This window comes from Desulfobacter vibrioformis DSM 8776 (assembly GCF_000745975.1).
Lineage (GTDB): Bacteria > Desulfobacterota > Desulfobacteria > Desulfobacterales > Desulfobacteraceae > Desulfobacter > Desulfobacter vibrioformis.
The window spans coordinates 73497-99377 of sequence record NZ_JQKJ01000016.1 but is presented as its reverse complement, the minus strand read 5'-3'; the positions used below and the strand labels follow the sequence as shown (position 1 = coordinate 99377).

General features: G+C 50.7%; 28 protein-coding genes and 1 tRNA gene. 17 read left to right on the top strand and 12 right to left on the bottom strand.

Annotation, left to right across the window (positions count from 1 at the left end):
• Positions 1-7 precede the first annotated feature (7 nt).
• The 5 genes from mnmG (at position 8) to Q366_RS11610 (ending at position 5180) form a co-directional block, all read left to right on the top strand.
• Positions 8-1891 (top strand): tRNA uridine-5-carboxymethylaminomethyl(34) synthesis enzyme MnmG, encoded by a 1884-nt coding sequence (gene mnmG, locus Q366_RS11630; protein WP_035239047.1) that lies wholly within the window; start codon positions 8-10, stop codon positions 1889-1891.
• 112 nt (positions 1892-2003) lie between these two features.
• A complete protein-coding gene (locus Q366_RS11625; protein ID WP_035239044.1) occupies positions 2004-2960 on the top strand; it encodes a DnaJ C-terminal domain-containing protein in 957 nt (318 codons plus the stop codon).
• 6 nt (positions 2961-2966) lie between these two features.
• Positions 2967-3482, top strand: coding sequence for a hypoxanthine phosphoribosyltransferase (gene hpt / locus Q366_RS11620; protein WP_035239041.1), 516 nt, complete (start codon positions 2967-2969; stop codon positions 3480-3482).
• Positions 3483-3498: 16 nt separating this feature from the next.
• Positions 3499-4998 (top strand): DUF3426 domain-containing protein, encoded by a 1500-nt coding sequence (locus Q366_RS11615; protein WP_035239038.1) that lies wholly within the window; start codon positions 3499-3501, stop codon positions 4996-4998.
• Positions 4999-5103: 105 nt separating this feature from the next.
• Positions 5104-5180 (top strand) — tRNA-Met (locus tag Q366_RS11610).
• Between the two features lie 50 nt (positions 5181-5230).
• On the opposite strand, the gene mmuM is transcribed toward Q366_RS11610, so the two are convergent.
• Positions 5231-6181 carry a homocysteine S-methyltransferase gene (mmuM, locus tag Q366_RS11605; protein WP_035239034.1) on the bottom strand — a complete coding sequence of 317 codons (951 nt, stop codon included), beginning with the start codon at positions 6179-6181 and terminating at the stop codon, positions 5231-5233.
• 178 nt (positions 6182-6359) lie between these two features.
• Here mmuM and queD point away from each other — a divergent pair, with 178 nt between their 5' ends.
• Genes queD through Q366_RS11555 form a run of 10 tightly spaced genes read left to right on the top strand, consistent with a single transcriptional unit; the run spans position 6360 to position 12912 of the window.
• Positions 6360-6740: a 6-carboxytetrahydropterin synthase QueD gene (gene queD, locus Q366_RS11600; protein WP_035239031.1), complete on the top strand. Its 381-nt coding sequence runs from the start codon at positions 6360-6362 to the stop codon at positions 6738-6740.
• Positions 6741-7385: a 7-carboxy-7-deazaguanine synthase QueE gene (locus tag Q366_RS11595; protein ID WP_035239028.1), complete on the top strand. Its 645-nt coding sequence runs from the start codon at positions 6741-6743 to the stop codon at positions 7383-7385.
• Positions 7386-7388: 3 nt separating this feature from the next.
• A complete protein-coding gene (gene queC, locus Q366_RS11590; protein WP_051958009.1) occupies positions 7389-8120 on the top strand; it encodes a 7-cyano-7-deazaguanine synthase QueC in 732 nt (243 codons plus the stop codon).
• Positions 8121-8159: 39 nt separating this feature from the next.
• The gene (locus Q366_RS22365; protein ID WP_051958008.1) at positions 8160-8462 is read left to right on the top strand and encodes an ApeI family dehydratase; all 303 of its coding nucleotides are present in this window, start codon (positions 8160-8162) and stop codon (positions 8460-8462) included.
• Positions 8452-9192, top strand: coding sequence for an SDR family NAD(P)-dependent oxidoreductase (locus Q366_RS11580; RefSeq protein ID WP_035239026.1), 741 nt, complete (start codon positions 8452-8454; stop codon positions 9190-9192). The genes Q366_RS22365 and Q366_RS11580 overlap by 11 nt, the downstream gene beginning before the upstream one ends.
• Positions 9193-9204: 12 nt before the next feature.
• Complete coding sequence (locus Q366_RS20340; protein ID WP_051958007.1) at positions 9205-9567, top strand: phosphopantetheine-binding protein; 363 nt, start codon at positions 9205-9207, stop codon at positions 9565-9567.
• On the top strand, positions 9561-10202 hold the full coding sequence (locus Q366_RS11570; protein ID WP_035239024.1) for a nitroreductase family protein: 642 nt from the start codon (positions 9561-9563) through the stop codon (positions 10200-10202). The genes Q366_RS20340 and Q366_RS11570 overlap by 7 nt, the downstream gene beginning before the upstream one ends.
• On the top strand, positions 10203-11372 hold the full coding sequence (locus Q366_RS11565; protein WP_035239021.1) for a beta-ketoacyl-[acyl-carrier-protein] synthase family protein: 1170 nt from the start codon (positions 10203-10205) through the stop codon (positions 11370-11372).
• The gene (locus Q366_RS11560; protein WP_035239018.1) at positions 11360-11809 is read left to right on the top strand and encodes a hypothetical protein; all 450 of its coding nucleotides are present in this window, start codon (positions 11360-11362) and stop codon (positions 11807-11809) included. Before Q366_RS11565 ends, Q366_RS11560 begins: the two co-directional genes overlap by 13 nt.
• Positions 11779-12912, top strand: coding sequence for an aminotransferase class I/II-fold pyridoxal phosphate-dependent enzyme (locus Q366_RS11555; RefSeq protein WP_035239015.1), 1134 nt, complete (start codon positions 11779-11781; stop codon positions 12910-12912). The genes Q366_RS11560 and Q366_RS11555 overlap by 31 nt, the downstream gene beginning before the upstream one ends.
• A gap of 44 nt (positions 12913-12956) precedes the next feature.
• Here the strand turns inward: Q366_RS11555 and Q366_RS11550 are convergent, their stop codons facing one another.
• Positions 12957-14330: an SLC13 family permease gene (locus Q366_RS11550; protein ID WP_035239012.1), complete on the bottom strand. Its 1374-nt coding sequence runs from the start codon at positions 14328-14330 to the stop codon at positions 12957-12959.
• Between the two features lie 106 nt (positions 14331-14436).
• Between Q366_RS11550 and Q366_RS21560 the strand changes: the two genes are divergently transcribed.
• Positions 14437-14643 (top strand): hypothetical protein, encoded by a 207-nt coding sequence (locus Q366_RS21560; protein WP_035239009.1) that lies wholly within the window; start codon positions 14437-14439, stop codon positions 14641-14643.
• A 120-nt stretch (positions 14644-14763) separates the two neighbouring features.
• Here the strand turns inward: Q366_RS21560 and Q366_RS20335 are convergent, their stop codons facing one another.
• The 8 genes from Q366_RS20335 to Q366_RS11510 all read right to left on the bottom strand — a co-directional run bounded on the left by Q366_RS20335 (position 14764) and on the right by Q366_RS11510 (position 22076).
• On the bottom strand, positions 14764-15831 hold the full coding sequence (locus Q366_RS20335) for a hypothetical protein (RefSeq protein WP_051958006.1): 1068 nt from the start codon (positions 15829-15831) through the stop codon (positions 14764-14766).
• Positions 15832-16153: 322 nt separating this feature from the next.
• Entirely contained in the window at positions 16154-16339 is a 186-nt protein-coding gene (locus tag Q366_RS22360) for a DUF2867 domain-containing protein (protein ID WP_425388316.1), read from the bottom strand.
• Complete coding sequence (gene serB, locus Q366_RS11535; RefSeq protein WP_035239006.1) at positions 16339-17592, bottom strand: phosphoserine phosphatase SerB; 1254 nt, start codon at positions 17590-17592, stop codon at positions 16339-16341. Before serB ends, Q366_RS22360 begins: the two co-directional genes overlap by 1 nt.
• A 120-nt stretch (positions 17593-17712) precedes the next feature.
• Entirely contained in the window at positions 17713-19101 is a 1389-nt protein-coding gene (locus Q366_RS11530; RefSeq protein WP_035239003.1) for a CCA tRNA nucleotidyltransferase, read from the bottom strand.
• A 31-nt stretch (positions 19102-19132) separates the two neighbouring features.
• Positions 19133-20155: an AmmeMemoRadiSam system radical SAM enzyme gene (gene amrS, locus Q366_RS11525; RefSeq protein ID WP_035239001.1), complete on the bottom strand. Its 1023-nt coding sequence runs from the start codon at positions 20153-20155 to the stop codon at positions 19133-19135.
• The gene (locus Q366_RS11520; protein ID WP_245619944.1) at positions 20152-20931 is read right to left on the bottom strand and encodes a class I SAM-dependent methyltransferase; all 780 of its coding nucleotides are present in this window, start codon (positions 20929-20931) and stop codon (positions 20152-20154) included. The genes amrS and Q366_RS11520 overlap by 4 nt, the downstream gene beginning before the upstream one ends.
• A gap of 19 nt (positions 20932-20950) precedes the next feature.
• Positions 20951-21538: a response regulator gene (locus Q366_RS11515; protein ID WP_035239000.1), complete on the bottom strand. Its 588-nt coding sequence runs from the start codon at positions 21536-21538 to the stop codon at positions 20951-20953.
• Positions 21539-21566: 28 nt separating this feature from the next.
• Positions 21567-22076: an FKBP-type peptidyl-prolyl cis-trans isomerase gene (locus Q366_RS11510; protein WP_035238999.1), complete on the bottom strand. Its 510-nt coding sequence runs from the start codon at positions 22074-22076 to the stop codon at positions 21567-21569.
• 229 nt (positions 22077-22305) lie between these two features.
• Here Q366_RS11510 and Q366_RS20880 point away from each other — a divergent pair, with 229 nt between their 5' ends.
• Positions 22306-22467 (top strand): YqaE/Pmp3 family membrane protein, encoded by a 162-nt coding sequence (locus Q366_RS20880; RefSeq protein ID WP_035238998.1) that lies wholly within the window; start codon positions 22306-22308, stop codon positions 22465-22467.
• 133 nt (positions 22468-22600) lie between these two features.
• On the opposite strand, the gene pruA is transcribed toward Q366_RS20880, so the two are convergent.
• Together pruA and amaB are read right to left on the bottom strand one after the other, a co-directional pair.
• The gene (gene pruA / locus Q366_RS11500) at positions 22601-24226 is read right to left on the bottom strand and encodes an L-glutamate gamma-semialdehyde dehydrogenase (RefSeq protein ID WP_035238997.1); all 1626 of its coding nucleotides are present in this window, start codon (positions 24224-24226) and stop codon (positions 22601-22603) included.
• A gap of 31 nt (positions 24227-24257) precedes the next feature.
• Positions 24258-25817, bottom strand: a complete 1560-nt coding sequence (gene amaB / locus Q366_RS11495) for an L-piperidine-6-carboxylate dehydrogenase (protein ID WP_035238996.1) — start codon at positions 25815-25817, stop codon at positions 24258-24260.
• Positions 25818-25881: the final 64 nt, after the last annotated feature.

The following is a 25881-nucleotide window of genomic DNA, read 5'->3' as shown; positions in this document are numbered from 1 at the left end:
GGAATTTATGAACATTTTTAAAAATACATATGATGTCATTGTGGTGGGTGCCGGGCACGCCGGGTGCGAATCGGCCCTGGCTGCGGCCCGCATGGGCTGTGATACCCTGCTGCTCACCATTGACATGGATAAAATTGCAGCCATGCCCTGCAGTCCCTCCATCGGCGGTACGGCCAAGGGACAGCTGGTCAAGGAAATTGATGCCCTTGGCGGCTGGATGGCAAAGGTATCAGATTCTTCGGCCATCCAGTACCGGACCTTGAATACCCGTAAAGGGCCGGCGGTTCAGTCCACCCGGACCCAGAATGACAAGAACATGTATTCACGGCACATGAAGCATGTCCTGGAAAAGGCGGAAAACCTGGATCTTAAGCAGGCCATGGTGGAGTCTTTGATCATTGAACACAATGAAATTAAAGGGATTGCCGATAATACCGGATTTGAGTATTTTGCGCCCTGCGTGGTCATTACCACAGGCACCTTTCTGCGGGGCACCGTGCATATCGGCTCCTCCAGAATCCAGGCCGGACGTGCCGGAGAATTTGCTTCCACCGGACTGGCCCTGAGCCTTGAATCCATGGAACTTGAAATGGGCAGGATGAAAACCGGCACCCCGCCGCGCCTCCATGCCGATTCCATTGATTTTTCAAAATTCAATGTCCACGGATCTGACGAGGTGGTCAAACCCTTTTCCTATTCCACCACCAAGGTGACAACCCCCATGCTGCCAAGCTTCATGGGCCAGACCAACCCGGACACCCATGCCGTGATCCGTAACAATTTGAAGTATTCGGCCCTGTACGGCGGGCATATCAAGGGCCGGTCCGCCAGGTACTGCCCCTCCTTTGAAGACAAGGTGGTAAAATTTCCGGACCGGGATTCCCATCATGTGATCCTGGAATATGAAGGCATAGATTCCAAAGAAATTTATGCGTCAGGCCTGGGCAACAGTCTTCCCCTTGACATCCAGTACCAGGTGGTGCGCTCGGTAAAAGGCCTTGAACAGGCCCAGATCATGCGACCGGCCTATGCCATTGAATACGATTATGTGTCACCGCTGGAGCTGACACCGGCCCTTGAAACCAAAAAGGTCAAAGGACTGTTCCTGGCCGGGCAGATCAACGGCACGTCAGGCTATGAAGAGGCCGGGGCCCAAGGGCTGTGGGCCGGGGCCAATGCCGCGGCAAAAATACTTGGCCGCCCGCCTTTTATTCTGGACCGGTCCCAGGCGTATATGGGGGTCATGGTGGATGACCTTGTCACCCGGGGCACCCAAGAACCCTACCGCATGTTCACGTCAAGGGCTGAATACCGGCTGCTGCTCAGGGAAGATAATGCCGATCTGCGTCTGGCCCGGATCGGTTATGAATACGGCCTGACAGACAAGGTGCGCCTGGATGAGGTGTCGCGGATCAAGGCAGCCACAGCAAAAGAACTTGAACGGGTCAGCCGGACCGTGATCAAACCCAGTGATGAAACCAATGCCTTTCTTAGCGGACACAACTCCAATCCCATTGACACAGGTGTCCCTTTAACCCAGTTGCTCAAACGTGCGGAGCTCAGTTACGACCTTTTAAAGCAGATCGCCCCGGCTCCCGAACCTGTCCAAGACCGCGCAGCCCGGCAGGTGGAAATTGAAATTAAATATGAAGGGTATATCCGGCGTCAGTATAATGAAATTAAAAAATTTGAAGACCTGGAACGAATAAAAATTCCCTCTGAATTCTCCTTTGATGCGGCCCACGGCCTGTCCAATGAGATCAGGGAAAAGCTTAACCGGATCAATCCTGCATCCCTGGGCCAGGCATCCCGCATTGACGGCATGACCCCTGCGGCCATTTCCGTTCTCATGGTTGCCATTACCGCATTCAGGCAAAACCGGCCCCTTTGATGCAAAGTAAGGGCCGTCCTCCCCTTGACTTCACCGGGTCGCGCCTTATTTTTATTACACATTTGTACGAAAAAACAACCATACAGCTATACGCAAAGGACTCAGAAATAAAATGGCGCAAGATTATTACAAAACGCTTGGTATAGATAAAACTGCTACAGCTTCGGACATTAAAAAGGCTTACAGAAAACTTGCCCTCAAATACCACCCAGATAAAACCAAAGGGGACAAGGCCCTGGAAGATAAGTTCAAAATCATTTCCGAAGCCTATGCGGTTCTCAGTGACCCTGAAAAAAGAAAACAGTATGACACTTACGGATCTGCCGATTTCCAGCAAAGGTTCTCCCAGGAAGATATTTTCAGAAATTTTGACCTGGGCGATATTCTCAAGGAATTTGGTTTCGGGGGAGGGGGCGGATTCAATCGGTCCGGCGGCTTTTCCTCCTCATTTGGACAGGGCGGTGCAAAAACCTCGTTTTCCGGCATGGGGGGCAATCCATTTTTCCAGAACGCAAGGCCCGGGGGGGGCGGTCGTAAAGCCCCGGCCCGGGGCAAAGACCTGGAATATGAAATCCCTTTAACCCTGGACGAACTGATTAATGGTGTCGGCAAGACCATCACCATTTCCCAGGACGGCCAGACCAAGGCCATTGAGGTAAAAATTCCCAAAGGCCTGACCCAGGGCAAAAAAATCCGGCTGGCCGGCAAAGGGGAACCCGGTGCCAGCGGCGGTCCTGCCGGCAACCTGTACATCAAATCCAGCCCGTCCCTGCCCCAGGGCATTACCCTGGAGGGTAATGATATCCTGATGACAAAGGACATCAGGCTCACCCAGGCCCTTTTGGGGGACAAGGTTGAAGTAAACACCCCTTCAGGAAAAACCATCAATCTGACATTACCGCCGGGAACCGGATACAAGGCCAAAATGCGTCTGCCGGGCATGGGAATCCCACATATGAAAGGAAATGGTTGCGGAGATCTCTATGTTGTGGTTAATATAGTCATGCCAAAGGTTTTGGATCCAAAACAGCAAAAACTAATCAAAGAACTAAAGGACACAGGATTATAATTTAACATGCCTGAATTTATCCCTTTGATTTCTCAACAGGAGATTCAGGACAGAATCCGGTGGATTGGACAAGAAATTGCTCAGGATTATAAAGGCCTTGATCTCGTGGTTATAGGGGTTCTCAAGGGCGCTTTTATTTTTCTAGCCGACCTTGTCCGCCAGATTACCATTGATCATGAAATTGATCTGGTGGGTGCATCATCCTACCAAGGCACATTGTCTACCGGACAGATCGTGTTTACAAAACAGCCGGACCTTGAACTTAAAGGACGTGATGTGCTGCTTGTGGAAGATGTCGTGGATACAGGCCAGACCATTGCCAAGATTGTCGAATTCATGAAGCGGTTAAATCCCCGGTCCATAAAAATATGTACGTTGGTTGATAAAAGCGAACGCCGGGAAGTGCAGATTAATGTAGAGTATTCATGTTTCTGCCTTGATGAGGGGTTTATCGTGGGATATGGGCTGGATTACAATGAAAAATACAGAAACCTGCCGGCAATCTTTAATTTAAAATTATAAAGATAGGGGATGCCCAATGATAATTACCTGCCAAGCGTGCTCAACCCGATTTGTCCTTGATGACGCCCTGATCAAGCCTGGGGGGTCAAAGGTTAGATGCAGCATATGCCGGCATGTTTTTACAGCCTTTCCGGAAAAAAGCCCGGAAGCGCCCCAGGCCGTTGAAATTCCCGATCCGCCGGAATTTGAAGATCAGGATATCCTTTTTGATGCACCAGAGATCCAGGACGATTCAGGCGTTAACGTATCACAAGATGATGATTTCAGTATAAACAGCGGTTCGGACAGCCTGGACCCTGACCTGGAAGAGACAGACATTGATTTCTTAGAAATTGAATTCGATGAGCCGGAATTTAAACAGGACCCGTCTGAACGGGGGACAAACACAGACGCGCCGGATTCTCAGAATCAGGGCATTGAAATTGAAGACCCGGCCCAGGGCTCCGACGAAGACGACCTTGGTCTCGAAACTGCTGATTTTAAGATAGATGACCCGGAAGTGGACTTCCAGGGCTTTGAATTTGACGACGATCCCCAAGCAGATCTTATTATTGAAGATGACGGCCGGGATTTATCCCCCGAAACCGAAGACGCCCTGATTGATGTCTCCGCCGAAGAGCAGGAGGAAATAATTGGAGAACAACCGGCTATATCCATAGATGATGACAATGAAAAAAACGATGACCAGAAAGCAGACAGCGGGTTTGAACAAACCGTCTCAGACCAGGATAAATTCGCAGAATACGACGCGGTGCTGGATCAGGAGACTGAACCGGAAGACGCCAACATAACCATTCCGAATCCTGAAGTGGAAAATAACACATCAGCGCTTGAAATTCCGCTGCTTCCGACGGATGACGAAATCAAGACCCCCACAGAGGCATTAATCGACCCCAATCCATTGATCACGCCCCCGGCCGCACAAAGCGTCCGTCAAAAACGGAGCACAAAGAAGCAAAAGGGGATAACCCTGCCGGTTAAAATTCTACTGGTGCTGTTTCTGCTGATTCTGGCAGCCTATGTGGCAATCATCCGTCTTGGTGTAACCATTCCGGCGGTGTCCGGCATTCAGATTCCCTTTATCACCAAATGGCTTGAGCCCAAACCGGCACCCCAGCCGCCATTGCCCCCCGTACCGGACGAACCCAGTATCAATGGCCGGTTTGTTTCCAATAAAAGCGCAGGGGAACTGTTTATTGTCACCGGCAGGATTAAAAATCCGTCCAATACCTCTGTCAGCTACATCCAGGTCAAAGGCACCCTGATGACAAAGGACAACACCAAAGCAGGAACCCTGACGGCCTATTGCGGAAATATAATTCCCGAAGAAACACTTAAATCCGGCAATATTTCGGACATAACCAAGCAGATGGAAGTAAGACAGGGAAATCAGAACACCAATGTCAATATCAAGCCCGGTACCACGGTCATGTTTATGCTGGTTTTTTCCAATCTGCCCGAGGATCTGTCCAACTTCACCGTGGCCGTACACGGATTTGAGCCTGATGAAAAATAAAGCAGCAACGATGAATCAGTATTAGAGGACAATTATTAGTAGAATAAATTTAAATTTCATTTGACATAAATCATAACGTTGTGGTATTAAGTTTTGGTTTTTTGTGGCGACGTAGCTCAGATGGTCAGAGCATGCGGCTCATATCCGCAGTGTCCGGGGTTCAATTCCCTGCGTCGCTACCAGCCTCTACAATGGCCCCTGTTTTCAGGGGCTTTTTTGATTTCCCCCTCCTCTATGATTTCAGGGCCAAAGCAAGCTGGCGGATATCGTCCGGTGTTGTCTGGCAGCACCCTCCGATAAGCTGCGCGCCTTGTTTTGCCCAATGAACCGCCATTTCTCCAAAGGAGGGGCGGTACGGCTTGGGGGCCAACGCTTTGGTCAAGCTGTTATACACTCCGCCTTTATTGGGATACACCACCACGGGTTTGTCGGTCACGGACCGGATCTCTTTCACAAGGGACGCCACATGAACCGGATCTGTACAGTTGATGCCCATGGCTGCCACACAGGGTTTTTTATCCAGCCATTGGGCGCAGTCCCGCACGGCCTCACCGCTGTTGATGTGCCGCCCGTCCTTTGCACTGAAGCTGAACCAGGCCGGGATCGTATCCAGATCCTCCATCAAATTCTCCAGAACCCGGACAATGGCTCTGGCCTCGGCAAAACAGGGCAGGGTTTCACAGGCCAGCAGATCAGGTCCGGCGCAAATCAGTGTTTTCAATCGTTCTTTGTGAAAATCAACCAGTTCCGCTTCACTTACGCCGTAATGGCCGGTGTATTCTGACCGGTTCGCCAGAAAGGCTCCGTAGGGACCTGCAGACGCAGCCACCAGAGGTTTAAGGCGGTTGACCCGGTTGGCGGGATCAGCCCAGAACGCATCCACGACAGTTTTTGCCAGCGTAACAGCAGACCGGATAAGCTTTCGGGCCTGTTCCAGGGTGTACCCCTGGCGCACCAGGCCCTGGAACGTGGCCTGGTAACTTGCGGTGATCAGACAGTCCGCACCGGCATGAAGATAGTCGGTATGAACTGTTGCAATCATGTCGGGATTGTCCGACAGAAGCCGGGCCGACCAAAGCGGATCATTAAGATTGCACCCCCGGCGCTCGAGCTCCGTACCAAGTGCCCCGTCAATGATCAGGTATTTCTGCTGTTCAAGATACGTCTGGATAACATCGGTCATGGTCTTGTTTCTCCTTTGCCCGTTTCATTGTTTTACGGTTCACACCCAAGGATTATGAAATCCATGAATGAATTTGAAAAGTATAAATTTAATCTCCTTGACATCTTTGATTCAGACCCAAATTTATGATAGATTTTTCAAATCACCAGGCTATTTATTTAATACGGGAGTACCACCTATGCCAGGCATATATGACATTTGTGTCCAGGACCATTTTGCAGCGGCTCATTCCCTGAGGGGCTATGACGGCAACTGCTCAAATCTTCACGGCCATAACTGGGTTGTCGAAGCGCACATACGATGCACCAAACTCAACCAGCTGGGCATGGGCATAGATTTCAGGGATATTAAAAGTGTGGTCAAGGATGTTTTAAGCAAACTGGATCACACCAATCTTAATGATGTCGTTGAATTTGGATCAATCAATCCCACGGCTGAAAATCTGGCCAAATTTCTTTACTCGGAACTGTCCAGGCGTCTGAACACCAATTTCATCAAGGTCAAAAAAATCATGGTATTTGAAAGTCCGGGCTGCGGATCATCCTACCAGGAGATATAAGTGTCCCTGGACATCAGCGAGATTTTTTACAGCCTGCAGGGGGAATCCACCCGGGCGGGCCTTGCCTGCGTGTTTGTCCGGTTGTCCGGGTGCAACCTGTCCTGTTCCTGGTGCGACACCACGTATGCAGAAGTACAATCCACCCCCATGGGTATAAACCAGATCGTGGACCAGGTGGTGGCCTTTGGCTGTCCCATGGTTGAAATTACCGGTGGAGAGCCCTTGATTCAGCCCCGGACCCCTGCATTGATATCCCTGCTTCTGGAAAAAGGATTTCAGGTGCTGCTGGAAACCAATGGAAGCCAAAGCATTGCGTCCGTGGATCCCGCCTGTATCCGCATCATGGATGTCAAGTGCCCCTTATCCGGTGAAGCCGGATCATTTCTTTTCGACAACTTCAATCACATGACAGACTGTGATGAAATCAAATTTGTGGTGGGATCAAGGCAGGACTATGACTATGCCGCATCCGTCATTCAGACGCGCCTTATGGACCATCCCAGGGAGAAGATCCACATCTGCCCGGTTTTTGGCCGGATTGAACTTGCGGACCTGGCCGCATGGATACTTAAAGACAGGCTGGGTGCAAGACTGTCCCTTCAACAACACAAACTCATCTGGGATCCGGATTTAAGAGGAGTATAACCCATGACAAAAAAAGCCGTTGTTCTTTCATCAGGCGGCATTGACTCCACCACTGCCATGGCCATTGCCAGGGACAGGGGGTACAATATTTACAGTTTAAGCTTCAGATACGGCCAGCGCCACAGTGTGGAGTTGGAATGCGCAAAAAAAGTGGCCCGTCACCAGGGAACCATTGACCATAAAATCCTGGACATTGACCTGCGCCAGTTCGGCGGCTCTGCGCTCACCGACGACATTGCCGTGCCCAAACACGAAGATGTGTCGCAGATTGATCAAACCCGGATTCCTGTCACCTATGTACCGGCCAGAAACACCATTTTTTTATCCTATGCCATGGCCTGGGCCGAGGTGCTCAGGGCCGAAGCCATTTTCATCGGTGTCACAGCCGTGGATTATTCAGGATACCCGGACTGCAGGCCAACGTTTATAGAAGCCTTCCAGACCATGGCCAACCTGGCCACAAAAACCGGGGTGACAAAGGAGACGGTTCTAACCATTGAAACCCCTTTAATCCATATGTCAAAATCCGAAATAATCACCACCGGTCATGGGTTGGGCGTGGATTACAGCCTGACCATCTCCTGCTATGATCCGGACGATCAAGGCCGTTCCTGCGGCAGATGCGACTCGTGCCTGCACCGCAAAAAAGGATTTAGCGAAGCCGGTATCCCTGATCCGACCCCCTACATCAGAGAGCCACCACAACCTGGGAACGGCGAAAAGCCATTTTCATAAAAGATGATTAAAGAACTTGGTCCCAGGGTATCGGCTTAGATGAAAAGAGCTTTCCACCATACCGGCACTCTTTTTTTTGACCCCGAAGACAGGATATACAGGGATCATTTCCCGGGAAAGCCCGTGGTTCCTGGAAGTTTGATTATTCACGCCTTTCTCCGGCTCCATGGGGTTTTGGCGTATCCTGGAAATCCGGTTCAAGCCGAAAATTTCAGGTTCAAACATTTCGTCTCCCCCGGAGCGTACCAATATGAAATGACAAAAAATGATCAGGTGATCAGGTGCAGGCTTTTTGATAAAAGCCGGGTGCTTGTTACCGGACTCTTGTCTTATGAATCTTAACTTTGCTGGAAAAAATGTGTTGATAACCGGCGGCAGCTGCGGGATCGCCCTTGCGCTTGCCCCCCTTTTGATCAGTGAGGATCTTTTCCCCATCCTGACATTCAGGAACAGTAAAGGAGAAAAGAAAATAAAAGAGAGCCTCTCGGGGTGGAAGGGCCGATATGACACCACCTTCCTTGACTTTGGCCTGCCTGGAAAGATGGGAGAGATTTTTTCAAAAAGAACCGATATCAACTATATGGTGGATTTGGCCCAGGGGGATTACGAGACCCTGGTGGCTTCGGCAAATCCAGATACGCTCTCCCAGTATATGGCCGAGAATATTGCAGCCCGGGCCCAGCTGGTTCGCCTGGTCTCACGGTCCATGGTCAGAAAACGTTTCGGCAGGATGATTTTTGTTTCCTCTGTTGCGGCAGGCATGCCGGGAAAGGGACAGGGGCTGTATGCATCTTCAAAGCTTGCGGCCGAGGGGATTTACAGGAATGTCGGGCTTGAACTTGCCGCAAGGGGAATCACCACCATAAGTCTCAGGCCAGGATATGTGGCGTCGGGACGGGGAGACAAATTTATTGAAAAGAATCGGCCAGCGCTGTTGAAGAAGATTCCCGGAGGCTGTTTTATTTCAGAGGCAACGCTTGCCAAGACCCTGGTTTTCTTCTTGTCTGACACGGGCATTGCATTTAACGGGGTGAATCTTACCATGGACGGCGGTATGAGCTGCGGAAAATAAGGAGTATTACAAATGAGTACCTTTGAAAAAGTCAGGGAAATCCTGGCGGAGATTTTAGATTTTGATAAAGAGGAGATTTTTCCGGACAGTTACCTTATGCGGGAGCTTACTGCGGAATCCATTGATCTTCTGGAGGTGGCCCTGGAACTTTCTTTAAAATTTGAGATCGAGGTTCAGGACGATGATATTTTCCTCAGAAAGCTGCGGAGCATCATCTTGGATGCAGGGGAAAACGGCCTGAACCCTGTACTTGCAATTGTGGAAAAACTTCCCCACCTTAAGCAGGAACGCGTGGAAGAGATGCTGGATGAGTTAAATGAGGGACCGGTTCTAAAGGTTCGGGATATTGTTTCCTATGTGGAATATTTATGCTGATGACCACAGACTTTGACTCTTTGGTGGCGGCCAGGAGAAGCATCAGAAAATATACCGGTGAAAAGGTTCCTGACTCCCATATCCTGGATATGGTGGCCTCGGCCGGAAATGCCCCTTCTCCATCCAACAGCCAGCCGGTGAGATATCTTCACATGGTTTCTTCTGAATTACGCCAGGGGATTTTCAAGAATATGGAAACAGGATACCGGAATATGCTGGCCCAGGCGACATCCCTGGAAAAACCCCGGAAAGCCATCAACATTTTGAATCACTATTGGCGTTACTCCCGGTTCATGTTCCATGCACCGGCCCTGTTTGCCGTGGGTGTGGAAAAACAAGGAGACAGTTTTTCCGGAAGATTGAACCGTGCGGGACTCATGGAGGGGAAAGCGCTTGAAACCATGGGATGCGATATCTCTTTGGGGCTTTCTCTCCAGTTATTTATGTTAAAAGCGGTGGCGCTTGGCCTGGGAACCTGTATCTTGACTGCACCCCTCCATTTCCTTAAGAGAGAGAACGCCATTCCCGGGAGTGAAAATCTGTTGATTCGATGCTTTTTAACTGCGGGATTCCCGGATGAATATCCGGCTGCCCCGGAACGAAAACAACCCATGGAGATCTATAGGAAGGTTTAGATGAAACCGCGTGTGGTAATTACCGGGTCCGCTTTTTTCTCACCCCTGGGGAACAGCGGAAAGGAGGTGATCTCTGCCATGGTGGAGAACAGGACCGCTTTTAAAAGGGCAGACTTTGACCTTGATCTGGTGGTTGCACAGGTGCCGGATTTTAACCTGAAAACCAATACCGGAAGATATAAAAACGCCCGTTATCTCAACCGGGGAGCCGCCCTTGGTGTGGCTGCAGCCCTCAGGGCCGTCAAAGGCTCCGGCCTGTCCGGTAATATGCTTGAACATGCGGGGCTCTTCACCGGTGCGGGTCCAAACCTTGACCAGGAAGCGCGTTCCGCGCTCTGGATTCTGAAATTTCTCCCGAATACAGCGGCTGCAGCCATTGCAGATCTTGTGGGTATCCACGGAGAAAGCTTCACCATAAGCACCGCCTGCGCCACCACGCTTCAGGTGGTGGGGGAGGCGTTTCAAAAAATCAGGAACGGCAATCTTGATCTGGCCCTGGCAGGGGGAGGCGACAGCCGAATCAATCCGGGAGCTGCCCTGGCATACAAGATGGCCGGAGCCCTTTGTACGGAAAAGGGAGATCCGGCCAAGGTTTATAGGCCCTTTGATCTTGGCCGCAAGGGGTTTGTCATGGGTGAGGGGGGCGGGTTTGTGATTCTTGAATCCCTGGATCATGCAAAAAAACGGGGTGCCGATATTCTGGCAGAGGTTGCAGGGGCCGGCGCATCCATGGACGGTGGAAACATGACAGCCCCGGAGTCCTCCGGGATCTGGATGGAAAAGGCCGTACAAAAGGCCCTTACACAGGCAGAACTCCCATTTGATAAAATTGATGTGGTCTCCACTCACGGCACGGGAACCCAACTCAATGATGCAATGGAAACGGCCCTTATGGAACGTATGTTTGCCCCAAAATCCCCGCAGATCATAGCATTGAAATCCTGGATCGGGCATCTTTCCACGGCCTGCGGAGTGGTGGAGCTTGCAATTGGTCTCTGCCTTATGAAAAAGGGTATTCTTCCCGCCGTAAGAAATCTAAAAGATCCATCCTCCACTTATCTGAACTTCACGGCAGAGAACCGGGAAACTTCTTTTAACACCCTGCTTCTCCAGAATTTCGGGTTTGGCGGTCAAAACGCTGCCCTGGTGGTTAAAAAATGGAGAGAATAGATATCAATACCCAGATGGACGGTTTTCATCTTCTGACTTCAGTGACAGATCTTGATAAAGGGATGATTGGGGGAACGGCAGCTTTTGTTGACCAGCCGGCCTTTGTGGCCATGGAGTCCCTGGCCCAGCTGGGAGCCCTCCATGTCCGCTGGTTGTGTGATTTTTCAAAACATGCTTTTCTACTTAAGGTGGAGTGCTTCTCCCTTCCAAGTGAACGCCGCATCTCCGGGCTCCTGGAGCTTTCAGGCAGGCTGCTGGTGCGCAGCCAGGCGGCATTTTCCTACGATCTCACAGTATCGGGAATCTGGGAAGATCCGCTTATGGGAAGGTTTCTTTTCTCCGTGAAAGAGTATGATGACACCTTTGAAAAAGAGGTTCTGACAACGAGATACAGGGAGGTGTTTCAATGTTTGACAAGCGCTTCAGGGACCGTCTGAAACTCCGGCAACTGGAGGGACTGCACCGGAATCCCCCGGTCATCGAGAAAAGGGATGGCAGATTTGTAACCATCAGAGGCCAAAAGGTCCTGAGCTTTGCCTCCAACGACTATCTGGGGCTGGGGTCGTCACACCATCTTGCTGCCCAGGTGGGAAAACATTTTAAGGCTGAAGGTTCTTCCGCCTCCTCATCCCGTTTGGTGGCGGGAAACTACCAAACCATCTGCCGGGCTGAAAAAATTTTTGCCGATTATTTCGGGTATGAAGATGCCATCTTCTTTTCCAGCGGATTTCAGGCAAACCTGGCCATTCTCTCAACCTTGTTTGAAAAGGGAGACACCCTTATCTTTGACAAGCATGTGCATGCAAGCTGCGTCAAGGGAATCTCCTTAAGCGGTGCGTCTCTTAAGGGATATCGCCACAACAACCTGGGACATCTGGAAAAGCGCCTGGAAGCTGGGATTTTGGAAAACAAAGCCGTTGTTACTGAATCTTTGTTCAGCATGGACGGGGATCTTTTGCCCGTAAAAAGATTTGGGGATTTAAAGAAAAAATATGGATTCTACGGTGTTGTGGATGAAGCCCATGCCTTTGGCGTCCTGGGAGACAAAGGCAGGGGAATTGCCCATGGGGTGACGGATATAGCCCTTGGCACCTTTGGCAAGGCCCTGGGGCTGTTTGGCGCCTTTGTGCTGCTGCCGTATGGGGTAAAGGAGTATCTCATGAATTTCGCCTCCCCGCTTATCTACACCACCTCCCTTCCCCAGGCCCATGCCCTGGCTGCCGTGGATGCCCTGGAACTTGTGGAGCAGGGCGACAACGTCCGGAAAACCTTAAAGGATGTCAGTGCGTCCATGGGGGAAACACTTATCCGGGAAGGATTCCAGGTGGTTGGAGACGCCCATATCATATCTGTGCTGATGGGAGATGAGAAAAAAGCAACACAAGTCTCCCAGGATCTTCTTTCCCGGGGCATCCTGGCTTTTTCGGCCCGTTTTCCCACAGTGCCCTTGGGAAAGGCGATATTGAGGCTGGGCTTGACCGCTCTGCACCGGGAAGAGGACATTCAAACCTTTGTAAATGCACTAAGGGAGGTGGTCTGAATGGCTTTGTGTAAAAAATATGGTGCCGGGAACCGATAAAGTTTTTACAGCCAGCCAAGCAGCCGCCACCAAAAGTAATTAATGATCAGGAGCAGGAGAAACGTAACAAGTGCAAGGCTTATGCACACCTTAAACGCTTCTTTGTGTTTTACCTGCGCCATTTGCATGCCAACAATAAGAGGGGGTGCCTGATAAGGAAAAATGATGATCGAAAAACCGATGACCTGAGTCATCAAGACGGATTGAAGCGTAAAACCAGTGGCATGTGCCAGGCCTCCAGCCAAAGGAGTCAGTACCACCGGGATTCCCGGCAAAGTCGTGACAATTCCGGTTATCGCCGCGGTGAGCGTTAACAAAGCATAGTTGATAAATGGCGTCTGAGGATTTAACGGCAAGGAGGATATTGCAGAACTTGCCAGTACTTCTCCCAGACCGGAATAATTGATAAGTCGCCCCAGCCCCAGGATGGCAGCCACAAAAAATAACGAACTGTAATTAATTTTTTCATTGAACTGTCCTGGATCAATGATACCCACCAAAGGAAGCATTAAAAAAACAGCTCCGGCCAATGCAATCCAGGCCGGAGAGATATGGTGATAACCATCCGTTACCCAGAGCGCAATGAGCAGAAGCAAAACCAGTGATAGGATTATTTCCTTCTTGGACATGGATTTTGTTTCCAGAATACTTTGGTTATCCATATGCGGAACATCGGGATAGAAGAACAGGATCAAGCCAGCAACGATGGCGGCTTTGAGAAGTCCCAGAACAGGAAAATGGAGCAGGAGGTATTCACCGTATAATGGTGAATACTGATATAACGATTCGGACATCCCCGCTAGAACCATATTGGGTATATTGGAGGGAAGAATCGAGAAGGCGGGAATATACGATCCCAAAATACAGGCGAGAATTACACCGGTATACCCGTTTGTATCTTTTTCAAATCCAAAATAGCGGGCAATGGCCTCGGCAATCGGAACAAGCAGTACGACCCGGCCCATGGCTGAAGGCATGAGGAAACTGAAAAGAATCCCGATCAGCACTAGCCCGAAGATCAATCTGGAATAGCTGTTGCAGAGATAGGTTGATATCTTGCCTGCTATCCGCGTCCCCAGGCCAGTTCCATTGATTCCTATGCCAATCACTAGCCCGGCAAAAACCAGCCAAAACGCAGTGGAAAAAAATCCGGAAAAAATAATATCCGCCGGTACTATGGAAAACAGCATCGTTACAAGAAACACGAGCAAAGCCGTCACATGTTGAGGGATGGAGCCGGTTATCCAGAAGACCACTGCCACAAGAGTCAACGCTGCCGTCATACTCTGTGTTTTGGTGAGCATTATCGGCCCTGCCAGATAAAGGACAATCCCAGACAGAACCGATAGTAACGAGATAATATGTCGTATTTGTTTCATGATATTCTTCTCTCCTTGTTCGATATCATACTTAATAGTATGATGCATACGGTAGGCTAAAGCCATGACAATGTCAACATAAAACCATACCGATCGGTATGGTTTTATGTTCGAGAATTGGACCCTGCATGAACGTATCATAAGCAAGATAGAGCAGAATAAGCTGCAAAGGATTATTCAGGCCGCGCAGGAGATCTTTCCGTGCAGCGGCGTTATCAGTGCTATTATGGATAAAATTGCGGAAAAAGCCGCCGTCACTAAACAAAGCGGTCTTAGATCATTTGATCATACCTGCTGCTGGGAAAAACAGTGACCAAAGATACTTGATGAAATAATCCCTTGCACGTCATAACACTGTTGTGGGCGATGGAAAGATTTTAAGCTTGCACCGAAGCATGAGAACGGTGCAAGCTTATTTTTGTACAAACTTTTTTTACACTTTGTATTTCATTTCATACACCGGCATCACATCGCCCAATTCGGTCAGGGCCAAAGATGTGTCTGTGATCTGAGCAGCCATCTGCTGATCCTGGGATGACAGGCTGAACAGGGATGATACCTCGCCCAAGTAAATGGCACCCACATCGGCATCCTTAAGCTTTGTCAGGCGCATTGCTTCGTCGGATGAGGGGTTCCACAGGACAAACTGGTCAAACATGGCGTCATTTTCATCAATCCACATGTTTTCATCGTCATCATAATCGGCAAGTTCCTGGAACCCGTTCCCCGTGGATGGGCCAAACAGCTCACTGCCGTCGTTGATGATGCCGTCTTGGTTGAGATCCAGTGCCAGAAATGCGTACCCTTGGGATAATCCTGCAAGGTTTTCGTCTTCTCCGTCACAGTCCAGGTCAAAGCAGAATTCTGCGCCTTGGAGCATGGGGGTCTGTGCCTCGGTCTGGATCACCAGGGGGTCAATGAACATGTAGCCTGTTTCGGTCTCGGTGGTTGTTGATTCATTGACATACTGCCGATCCATGAACAGATCCATGGAAAAGTCAATCTGGCGGTTATCTGCCGTATAGACGGTTCCCTGGGCGGATACCGAAACTTGTTCGTTCTCTTCATAGCGAAAGGTTGTGGTGCGGGTCTGCTCCCATTGGGTTAACATGTTGAAGCCCGAAGATGACCCCGCTCCTGTGTAAACCTGGTTTAAGCTTTTCAGATTGGTTTTGGCGTCGGGGTTAAGCCGGTTCTTGACCTGTTCAATCATGTCTATGGCCATTTGACGCAGGTTATTCAACCGGATTTTAAACTGCTGGGTTAAAGAGAGTTCTCCCACTTCCTGCCAGGAGGAAAGAGTGCTTTCATCCATTTTTGAAATCTCAGCGACAGGATACACTTGTGAAAACATACCTGATTGACTGTTCTCAGTGGCAGCACTGGGGGGGTGATCGTCAAAAACAGAACGAAATGAAATTGCGTTGCTGACCTGGGTACTTTGGGTCAGGGTATAGGTTCGGGATGAATCAAGGTTGACATAAAAATCATCTATTTTCATTCAGCCTCCTAAAAAATAGGCCGGCCTGACCTCTCTCCTGAGGCGTTACCGGAATAAAAATTTCGGCATCATCTTGATGTCGGTTATACCCGGCTGATAAGCAAAAATTATACCCCTAAATTATAGCCCTGATTTTACTGAAGATACTAAAAATAATGGTTTTTTTATCCCAAGGAACCAGGAAAATTTTGCCCCAGCGCATGGGGGCACCGTTTTGAATCCGGCTTAAAAAGAAGTGAACGGTTGCGCCAACTCCCTACAATCAGCCGAACCGAAAAATTTTTCTGGAACAGAATAACCGCCCCTACTTAAATCCAAAATCTTATCCTGTTACCTTTCGCGCTTCCCAATGTTCCATGCACTTGCTGAAAATATGGGGATAGACGACGAAATGGCGGAATGGTCGGATGCCGCGCATGTATAACGCGCTAAAAGCGGTCCTGTGCTTAATGTACACCGCAAGGCGGACCTTCCATTTCCCTTCTCCAGGCGGCGCGGCAAGCTGTATTATGAAATAAATCCAGTCATGGTTTCAGATGGCGGATTCGGGTCAGGGATTTCGCGTTCATGGATTCCCAGCAGGAACAAAAGCCCATCCAGGCCCATGGTGGAAATGGCATTGGCTGCTTTTTCCCGGACAATGGGTTTGGCGTTAAAGGCCACGCCGAGCCCTGCAATGGAAATCATGGGCAGGTCATTGGCCCCGTCACCCACGGCAATGGTCTGCTGGATGGACAGATTTTCTTTTTTTGCAAGCTGGCGTAAAAGCTCTGCCTTTTTCTGGCCGTCCACAATTTCGCCGGTAACCCGTCCTGTGACTTCGCCGTTTTCTATTTCAAGGGTATTGGCAAATACATAATCAAACCCCAGGGTCTGTTTAAGATAATTGCCCACAAAGGTAAAACCGCCGGATAGGATGGCAAGCTTGTAGCCCAGCCGCTTCAGGGTCCGGGTAACAAGATCGGCCCCGTCGGTGAGGGGCAGGGTCCGGGCAAGGCCCTGGATATCCTTTTCCTTTAATCCTTTGAGCAAGGCCACACGCCGTCTAAAGCTCTGCTTGAAATCAATTTCCCCGCGCATGGCAGATTCCGTGATCTGGGCCACTTGATCGCCGACACCGGCCAGTTTTGCCAGTTCATCAATGACTTCGGCCTGGATCAATGTGGAATCCATGTCAAACACAACAAGCTTCCGGTTTTTACGGTAGATATTGTCCTCATGAAAGGAGATATCAATGCCCAGATCCCGGGAGATGTGAATGAACCTGCCCTTCATCTCTGGGATACTTCTGGGTGTGCCGGACACGGCAAACTGGATACAGGCCATGGGGGATTGGGAAGGTTTTTTCAGGGATCTGCGGCCGGACAGACGGGTAATGGAATCAATGTTGAGATCATGATCGGTAATCACCGAGGAGACAGCCGAAATCTGGGCTGTGGTAATGGCCTGGCCCATGACCGTAATAATCCGGCGTTCCTTGTTCTGGGTCTGGACCCAGGTTTCGTATTCATTACTATCCACGGGCACCACATCCACGGCCAGCCCCATCTTATGCCCTTCAAAAATCAGATCCTTGAACATCAGGGAAAAATTTTGGGAACATGGAATATCCACCAGCATGCCCAGGGAGATATGTTCATGAATGACAGCCTGGCCAATATCCAGAATGGTCACCTGATACTGGGCAAGGATGGTTGAAACCCGGGCGGTGAGCCCTTTCCTGTCCTTGCCTGTAATGCTGATAAGAACAATATCCCCCATAATCTGTCCCTCATAACTGCGTAATTAAAAAGTATAGGAATTTTATTTCCTAACACCTAACACCTAACACTTAAAACTGAACACCCGCCCGAACAGTGTTTGCAAGATGCGCTGCCGGGCTTACTTTATAACCTTGCCGTTAGAATCTGTAAAGCAATTTTGGTCCATCTGCCGGACCAGCTCTTCCAGGGTTTTTTTTTGATTAAGGGACGGATCCTCCAGCACCTGATCGAATAAAAGCGCTTTAACCTTTCCAATGGCCGGGCCCTGGGGCAGGCCCAGAATGTCCTGGATCTCCCTGCCTGAAATATCAAGGCCATTAACATTAAATGGTGTCTGCTCATTCAGGGCATCCAGGATTTTGCCCAGGCGCAGGCGGATGTCTCCAAGGGTATATGGCTTCTTTACCGGATTCAGATTGCCTTTTTTGTCGGCAATGCGCATGCGTAAAAAATCCCGGTAAGACAGATTCAGATTATCCAGCATGGCCAGAAGCCTGCGTACCGCTTTCGGGGAGGTATCTGATTTCAAAGGACGCATATGACCCCGGACCAGGGCGTGGATATAATCCATGTCCTTTCCGGAAAACCGGAGACGCCCAAGGTCGGCCATCATGGCCCGGGTGCATTTCTGATGTCCCGGAAACGTGTTTCTGCCGTCCTTGATTTCCAGTGCATCCACTTTCCCTGTGTCATGGAGAAAACCTGCCAGCCGGAGTATGGGCATGGATGCGGGCAGGGCATCGCCCACCAGAAGGTTATGCTCAAATACGGTTTCGCCGTGGTGGGGGCCGCCGTCCATGTCGGAGCACCGGTCAAGGCTGGGCAGAATCAGGGCCAGAAGGCCTGTATCATGAAGCAGATTAAAAAATCCCGAAGGCTTGTCCATACCCATGGATTTGACAATTTCCCTTTGAATCCGGTCTGCGGTCCCTTGGGCAGTGATTTTATGGGCGCAGGCACGGATGGCATTAAAGGAATCCGCTTCAATTTCAAACCCGAAACCGGCAGCAAACCGGCAGGCCCTGACCATGCGCACGGGGTCTTCTTGAATCCGGTCAAAGGGATCCCGGGTGAACCGGATGACTTTTGCTTCAATATCCTTTTGTCCGCCAAAGGGGTCTGCCAGGGTACGGGTTTCAGGGTCCCAGGCCATGCTGTTGATGGTAAGATCCCGGCGGCCAAGGTCTGTGGCCGGAAAGACGAGGCCTGCCGCCACAGCTTCTTTATCTGCGGGCCTGCAGGTTGCCACCTCCACCTTGTTGACCAGGGTCACGGCAAAGGATTTTCCCACATATTCAGTATCCTGGCCGGCAAACAGCCGGGCCAGATCTTCGGGCAGGGCATTGGTCAGGATATCGACATCTGCGGGTGCTGTACCCAGAAGAGCGTCCCGGACTGCCCCACCAGCCAGAAAGGCTTGAAACCCGGCGGCCCAAAGCGTTTCAAGGATAGGGAAAACAGGACTTCGCTCCTGGATGGTGTCCAGAATGTCGGTAACGAAACTCATAAAAAAAAATATTTTTTTACTTGATCCAGAATTAATAGATCCCGAACACAGGCGATCCGCACCCGGGACATTTATTGGCGTGGGTTAAAAGGTTTTCCACTGTATAGCCAAATCGTTTGACAACCGTCCGGCCGCAGGCTGGGCAGCAGGTGTTTTCCCTGGCACCGGGTACATTGCCGGTGTACACATGAACGAGCCCGGCTGAAAGTGCGATATCGCAGGCCTTTTCAAGGGTATCCACAGGTGTCTGGCCAACCTGGGTCAACTGGTACGCCGGGTGGAACCGGGACAGGTGCCAGGGGGTCAAAGGACCCAATTCCCCGGCAATGAAGGCCGCCATCTGCCCAAGTTCGTGTGGATCGTCATTGAGTTCCGGGATCACCAGGGTCGTGACCTCCACCATGAGGCCTAAATCCACCATGCTCTTGAGCGTCTGTTTAACCGGTTCCAGGCGGCCGTTACAATACCGGGTGTAAAACCCATTGCTGAAGGATTTAAGATCCACGTTGGCTGCATCCAGCACGGCGGCGGATGCCTGCAGAAGCTTAGGGCTCATAAAACCGTTGGTAACAAGGATATTGGCCAGTCCTGCTTCCTTTGCCAGCATTGCTGTATCCAGAACCAGTTCAAAAAAAACCGTGGGTTCGGTATACGTATAGGAGATACTTTGGCACCCCAGTTCCACAGCCCTTGCGACAATCGCTTCGGGCGTCATTGCTTTGCCGGCAAGACGACCTGCAAAAGGGTCTGCTTCCCGGTCACAGACCTGGGAGATATCGGCATTCTGGCAGAACCGGCACTTAAAATTGCACCCGGGCGCGGCAATGGAAAAAGAGAGGGAACCGGGCTTGAAGTGGAAAATAGGCTTTTTTTCAATGGGGTCCACGCCGGCGGCCACCACCCGGTCATACACCAGGGAAAAGAGCTGACCATCCCGGTTCTCCCGGACACCACACAAGCCGGTATGTCCCGGCGTAATCGTGCAAAAATGGTTGCAGGCCAGACATTTGACCGCACCACCGGACAAGGGGTCATAGAGGCGGGCCCGTATCATTCTTCCACCCTGAATCCTGACACCAGGCCTGTGGCCGGATTATACATTTTGCGACTCCGGGTTTCCAGGGCCAGGGGCCGGGTGCGGAACTTAGGCACAGGCTTGATGCACATGCCAATGAAACTGCCCCAGCAAGAGTACTGGATCAGGCTGCAATTTTCCAACTTGGAGACCAGGCGCCCGGAGATAAACGGAAACTGTACGGTTGTCCGCCATTTTACCGGCACTTTCCCCAATATTGAAGTCATCATGGTTTTCAACTCCCACACACTGAAAAAATGAGCCCGGCTGTACATATCCGGGAAAAATAAACCTTTGACCCGCCGGGCTATGTTCTGGAGGGCATACCGGTTGTGGACCCCGATGACCACCTGTTCCCGGGCCACCCGGCAGGCTTCTTCAATGGCCTTGGCCGGACGGTCTGAAAATTCAAGGCTGAAAAACAGCAATGCCGTATCAAATGTATTGTCGTCAAAGGGCAGATCTTCGGCCGCACCCCGGTGCAGGTCAACGCGATGGCCGAGCCGTTCAGCAGCCTTGTCCAGCATATATGCCGAGGAATCAATGCCGGTCAGGTTCATGCCCAGATCCACAAAAGGTTCAAGGCTCAACCCTGTGCCGCAGCCAATGTCCAGCAGGCGCTTGCCTGACATGGGGCGGATCAGTGAGCGGATCAGTTTGATCTCAAGGTTAAGGCAGTGCCTGGCCCGGCCTTTTTCAAATAAGGCATCATAGTCCTGGGCTACCTTGAAATCAAATTCATATGCCATGCTCATAGCAGATCCTCATAGCAGATCATAGGGTATTTTCTTCATCTGAACCAGGTTGTGCCTTTTTTTTATACCAGTCATATCCCTTATACAGCTTGTCCATACATGCCGGACAGGTACCGTGGGTAAAGGCCGGATGGGCGTGGGTTTCAAAATACCTGTCCACATCATTCCAGAATCCCTTGTCGTCCCGGATTTTTTTGCAATGTGAACAGATGGGCAAAAGGCTGCGCAGGGTTTTAAGTTCGATATGGGTTTTGATGCGGGCCAGAAGTTCAGCCGAATGAAAGGGTTTGGTTACATAATCCACCCCGCCTGCCTCAAACCCTTTTACAATATCCTGGTCATCGGACTTGGCTGTTAAAAAAATCACCGGAATATGGCGGGTAGGGCGTCCGGCCTTCAGTTCTTCACAAGCCTCATACCCATCCATCTCCGGCATCATGATATCTAAAAGGATGAGATCCGGGAATTCAGTTCTTACAAACTTCAGGGCCTGGGCCCCGCTCTGGGCCATGGCAACTTCATATCCGTTGTTTGACAACAACTTCCCAAGAAACTGAAGATTCTGGGGTTTGTCATCAACTGTCAGAATGAGGCTTTTATTGACCATTGCGATGCTCCAGGCCCTACATCAGGAATTAACCACAGTTGCAGGATCCGCAGCAGCCCGAATCGCAGCCCCCGCTATTGGTTCCGCAGCTGCTTGCCGGAGGTTCCAGCCCGGTTTCAGCAATGGTGATGTCAAAAATAAGGGTTTTGCCGGCCAGAAAATGGTTTACGTCCATGGTGACACTTGTTTCGCTGATACTTGCCACCCGCGCAGGGACCGGCTGGCCTGCCGGATTCTGAAGGTGAAGCTCAAGGCCTTCTGTCAGGGCCATCTCCTGGGGGAACTGGGCCCTTGGGATGTCCACCATGGCGTTTTCGTCCCTTGGGCCGTATCCCATTTCAGGCGGAATGGTTACGGTTTTTGATTCACCTTTTTTCATGCCGATGACGGCCTGGTCAAAGCCTTTGATCAGCATGCCTGTATCAACGGTGAAGGTCAGCGGCTGTTTGCCTTCGGAAGAGTCAAACACATCCCCGCTTTCAAATTTTCCCGTATAATCCACGGCAATGGTATCTCCTGATTTAATTGCTTCGGTCATAACTTTTTTTCCTTCCGGCCGGTGGCAGTTCCGACTGTTATGGTGGTTTTTCCGGTACGTTTACCCGGAAAATTGTAACACGCCTTTTTCAAGGACAGATTCAACAAAATAAGTTGAAATCATAGGGGAAAAAGCAAAAGATGTCCAAAAGTATTTTAAATTTTAATATTTTTTGTTGAATGAAATGTGGTATAGTCAGGCAAAAGTTACTAAGATTAAGGATAATAACATGGAACTTTTGAAAATTATTGCAGCCATTATTCTTCCGCCGGTGGGTGTGTTTTTTCAGGTCGGTCTTGGAAAGCACTTCTGGTTGAATATTCTTTTAACCATTCTGGGATATATTCCGGGTATTGTGCATGCCATCTGGGTAATTGCCAAAAACAAATAGTATATTCCAGGAACAATCCGCCCGCCTGGGGCGGTGCAAAAAAATTTCAATCCTCACAACCATTGAAGGTGCTCCGGTTGAAATTTTTTTTTGCGTCTTGCATCCAAGGCAATTTTCCCCAGATACGGCGGGGTTATCCCATGAACGGATAGTGGTAATTGAGGGACGGAACAAAGGTCTCCTTGATGGTCCGGGGTGATGTCCAGCGGATCAGGTTCAGATAGGACCCTGCTTTATCGTTGGTGCCGCTTTTGCGGGCCCCGCCAAAGGGCTGCTGGCCGACCACGGCGCCTGTGGGTTTATCATTAATATAAAAATTGCCGGCGGTGTGGGTCAGCCGGGCCATAAGGGCATTGATCACACTGCGGTCCCGGGCGAAAACAGCACCGGTCAGGGCATATGGGCTTGTGTTGTCCAGGATGTCCAGGGTGGCGTCAAGGTCTTTATCTTCATATACATAAACCGTGAGTACCGGTCCGAAAATCTCCTGGACCATGGATTCATAATCCGGTGTTTTCGCCTGGATTACGGTGGGGTGGACAAAATAGCCCTTGGACTTGTCCCGCTGACCGCCGATGATCACTTCAGCATCGGAAGATGCTTGGGCCCGTGAAATATACCCGTCAATGGTGTCAAAGGCTTTTTCATCAATTACGGCATTCACAAAGTTTGTGAAATCGGTCACCGGACCCACCTTGATTTCAGCAATTTTTTCTTTGAGCTGATCCTGAACCCCGGGCCACAGAGATACCGGAACATAGAGGCGGGAGCATGCAGAGCATTTCTGGCCCTGGAACTCAAAGGCGCCGCGGATGATGGCTGTGACAAGCGCATCCACATCGGCACTGGCATGGGCAAAGATATAGTCCTTGCCGCCGGTTTCACCCACGATTCTGGGATAGGAAACATAGGTTTCAATGTTTTGGGCCGCTTTTTTCCAAAGATTCTGGAAAACCGCCGTGGAGCCGGTGAAGTGCATGCCGGCAAAATCCTTGTGGGTGAACAGGATATCGCCGATCTGGGAACCACGGCCCGGGATAAAGTTGATGACGCCGTCGGGAAGACCTGCTTCCTTAAGAATCCGCATCAGAAAGTAGTTGGACAGAACAGCCGTGGTGGAAGGTTTCCACACAATGGCGTTACCCATCATGGCCGGTGTGGTGGGCAGGTTGCCGGCAATGGCTGTAAAGTTGAATGGGGTCAGCACGAAAACAAATCCTTCCAGGGGACGGTATTCCAGCCGGTTGTAAACGCCTTTTTCGCTAAACGGCTGGTTGGCGTAGATCTCTTCCATGTAACTGGCATTGAATCGCAAAAAGTCCACCAGCTCGCAGGTGGCGTCAATTTCAGCCTGGAAGACGTTTTTGGACTGCCCCAGCATGGTTGCCGCATTGAGCCTGGCCGAATATTTGCCGGAAATCAAATCTGCAGCTTTCAGGAAAACAGCAGCACGCGCCTGCCACTCCATGGTCTCCCAGGCTGATTTTGCAGACAGGGCTGCATCCACAGCAGCCTTGATCTCTTTTTTGCCTGCCATATGCACGTGACCCAGCACATGACCGTGGTCATGGGGGCAGACCACATCACTGACATCACCGGTTTTAATCTCCTGGCCGTTGATAATTACCGGGATTTCCACCTGGCCTGCCATCTGCCGCCCAAGCTCTGCGGACAGCACCCTGCGTTCCGGACTGCCCGGTGCATAGGTCTTGACAGGTTCGTTATAGGGTTTGGGGATGGTAAATATGCTGTTGGTCATTTTATACCTCCTTTTTTAATGCAGATTACTGCTACCCGATATTAAATTCGATACCCTGGGCCAGCGGCAGTTCCTTGCCCCAGTTAATGGTGTTGGTCTGGCGTCTCATGTAGGCTTTCCACGCATCTGACCCGGATTCACGCCCGCCGCCGGTCTCTTTTTCACCGCCGAATGCGCCGCCGATTTCAGCGCCGGAGGTGCCGATGTTCACGTTGGCAATGCCGCAGTCAGAGCCTTTGTGGGACAAAAACTTTTCCTGGTAGTGCAAGGATCTGGTAAAAATTGCGGAAGACAGGCCCTGGGGCACGTCGTTATGCAGTTCAAGGGCTTGCTGAAAGTCATTATACGCGATGATGTACAGGATGGGTGCAAAGGTTTCGCTCTGGACAATGGGGAAATCATTTTTGACTTCAGCCACGGCCGGACGCACATAATGGCCGCCGTCACAACCGTCCACAGTGACCCGTTCGCCGCCGCAAAGGAGCTTTCCTCCGCAAGCCTTAACTGCTTTTAAGGCTTGTTCCATGGCAAGAACTGCGCCCTGGTCAATGAGCGGTCCCATGAGCGTGTCCTTGTCCAGGGGATTGCCGACCTTGACCTGTTTGTAGGCTTTGACCAGATTGTTGACAAAGGCTTGTTTTACCGAATCGTGAATGATGATCCTGCGGGTGGAAGTGCAGCGTTGTCCCGCAGTACCCACCGCACCGAACAGGGTGGCCCGGATGGCCATGTCCATGTCTGCGTCTTCGGTGACGATAATGGCATTGTTACCGCCAAGTTCCAGCAGGGTGCGTCCTAAACGGCCGCCAACCACTTTTCCCACATGTTTACCCATGGCCGTTGACCCTGTGGCGGAAATCAAAGGGATGCGCGGGTCATGGAGCATGGGTTCGCCCACATCCTCCCTGGAACCGATGACCATGTTGAAAATACCTTGAACACCATATTTGTCAACCACAGGCCCAAGGATATTCTGGATGGCAATACTCGTCAAAGGGCTTTTTGAGCTGGGTTTGAACACAATCGCATCACCGCAGACACAGGCAATCAAGCTGTTCCAGGACCATGGGGCCACAGGAAAGTTAAACGCCGTGATCAGCCCGACAATTCCCAGGGGGTGCCATTGTTCGTACATCCGGTGTTCGGGCCGTTCGGAATGCATGGTCAGGCCATAGAGCTGGCGGCTCAGGCCCGTGGCGAAATCGGCAATGTCGATCATCTCCTGGACCTCACCCTCGCCTTCGGCACGGATTTTACCTACTTCGAGGGCAATCAGGGCGCCTAGTGCTTTTTTATTCTCCCGTAGCGCATTACCAATCTCACGCACCATCTGGCCGCGCCGGGGAGCGGGCATCATGCGAAAGGTTTTAAATGCGGCCTGGGCTTTGGCCATCACCGCTTCATAATCTTTTTTTTCAGCCATCAAAACACTGGCAATGGGTTTGCCGTTGATGGGGGAACAGGAAACAAGTTCTTTGCCTTTTGTACCAAGCCAGCCCTTGCTGCCACCGGTTGTGGCACCGGAATTCACAGATTTAATCCCAAGGGCATCAAGAATTTGTTTCACTTCCGCATTAAATTCGCCGCCCATATCAATCACCTCCTGATCATATATTGTTCATATAAAGGCCTGCCGCTCAAAACCCCCAGACCTG

Excerpts from the sequence above, each read along its gene's own strand:
- mnmG (WP_035239047.1), top strand. The coding sequence starts at position 8 with ATGAACATTTTTAAAAATACATATGATGTCATTGTGGTGGGTGCCGGG.
- Q366_RS11625 (WP_035239044.1), top strand. The coding sequence starts at position 2,004 with ATGGCGCAAGATTATTACAAAACGCTTGGTATAGATAAAACTGCTACA.
- hpt (WP_035239041.1), top strand. The coding sequence starts at position 2,967 with ATGCCTGAATTTATCCCTTTGATTTCTCAACAGGAGATTCAGGACAGA.
- Q366_RS11615 (WP_035239038.1), top strand. The coding sequence starts at position 3,499 with ATGATAATTACCTGCCAAGCGTGCTCAACCCGATTTGTCCTTGATGAC.
- mmuM (WP_035239034.1), bottom strand. The coding sequence starts at position 6,181 with ATGACCGATGTTATCCAGACGTATCTTGAACAGCAGAAATACCTGATC.
- queD (WP_035239031.1), top strand. The coding sequence starts at position 6,360 with ATGCCAGGCATATATGACATTTGTGTCCAGGACCATTTTGCAGCGGCT.
- queC (WP_051958009.1), top strand. The coding sequence starts at position 7,389 with ATGACAAAAAAAGCCGTTGTTCTTTCATCAGGCGGCATTGACTCCACC.
- Q366_RS22365 (WP_051958008.1), top strand. The coding sequence starts at position 8,160 with ATGAAAAGAGCTTTCCACCATACCGGCACTCTTTTTTTTGACCCCGAA.
- Q366_RS11580 (WP_035239026.1), top strand. The coding sequence starts at position 8,452 with ATGAATCTTAACTTTGCTGGAAAAAATGTGTTGATAACCGGCGGCAGC.
- Q366_RS20340 (WP_051958007.1), top strand. The coding sequence starts at position 9,205 with ATGAGTACCTTTGAAAAAGTCAGGGAAATCCTGGCGGAGATTTTAGAT.
- Q366_RS11570 (WP_035239024.1), top strand. The coding sequence starts at position 9,561 with ATGCTGATGACCACAGACTTTGACTCTTTGGTGGCGGCCAGGAGAAGC.
- Q366_RS11565 (WP_035239021.1), top strand. The coding sequence starts at position 10,203 with ATGAAACCGCGTGTGGTAATTACCGGGTCCGCTTTTTTCTCACCCCTG.
- Q366_RS11560 (WP_035239018.1), top strand. The coding sequence starts at position 11,360 with ATGGAGAGAATAGATATCAATACCCAGATGGACGGTTTTCATCTTCTG.
- Q366_RS11555 (WP_035239015.1), top strand. The coding sequence starts at position 11,779 with ATGTTTGACAAGCGCTTCAGGGACCGTCTGAAACTCCGGCAACTGGAG.
- Q366_RS11550 (WP_035239012.1), bottom strand. The coding sequence starts at position 14,330 with ATGAAACAAATACGACATATTATCTCGTTACTATCGGTTCTGTCTGGG.
- Q366_RS21560 (WP_035239009.1), top strand. The coding sequence starts at position 14,437 with ATGTTCGAGAATTGGACCCTGCATGAACGTATCATAAGCAAGATAGAG.
- Q366_RS20335 (WP_051958006.1), bottom strand. The coding sequence starts at position 15,831 with ATGAAAATAGATGATTTTTATGTCAACCTTGATTCATCCCGAACCTAT.
- serB (WP_035239006.1), bottom strand. The coding sequence starts at position 17,592 with ATGGGGGATATTGTTCTTATCAGCATTACAGGCAAGGACAGGAAAGGG.
- Q366_RS11530 (WP_035239003.1), bottom strand. The coding sequence starts at position 19,101 with ATGAGTTTCGTTACCGACATTCTGGACACCATCCAGGAGCGAAGTCCT.
- amrS (WP_035239001.1), bottom strand. The coding sequence starts at position 20,155 with ATGATACGGGCCCGCCTCTATGACCCCTTGTCCGGTGGTGCGGTCAAA.
- Q366_RS11520 (WP_245619944.1), bottom strand. The coding sequence starts at position 20,931 with ATGAGCATGGCATATGAATTTGATTTCAAGGTAGCCCAGGACTATGAT.
- Q366_RS11515 (WP_035239000.1), bottom strand. The coding sequence starts at position 21,538 with ATGGTCAATAAAAGCCTCATTCTGACAGTTGATGACAAACCCCAGAAT.
- Q366_RS11510 (WP_035238999.1), bottom strand. The coding sequence starts at position 22,076 with ATGACCGAAGCAATTAAATCAGGAGATACCATTGCCGTGGATTATACG.
- Q366_RS20880 (WP_035238998.1), top strand. The coding sequence starts at position 22,306 with ATGGAACTTTTGAAAATTATTGCAGCCATTATTCTTCCGCCGGTGGGT.
- pruA (WP_035238997.1), bottom strand. The coding sequence starts at position 24,226 with ATGACCAACAGCATATTTACCATCCCCAAACCCTATAACGAACCTGTC.
- amaB (WP_035238996.1), bottom strand. The coding sequence starts at position 25,817 with ATGGGCGGCGAATTTAATGCGGAAGTGAAACAAATTCTTGATGCCCTT.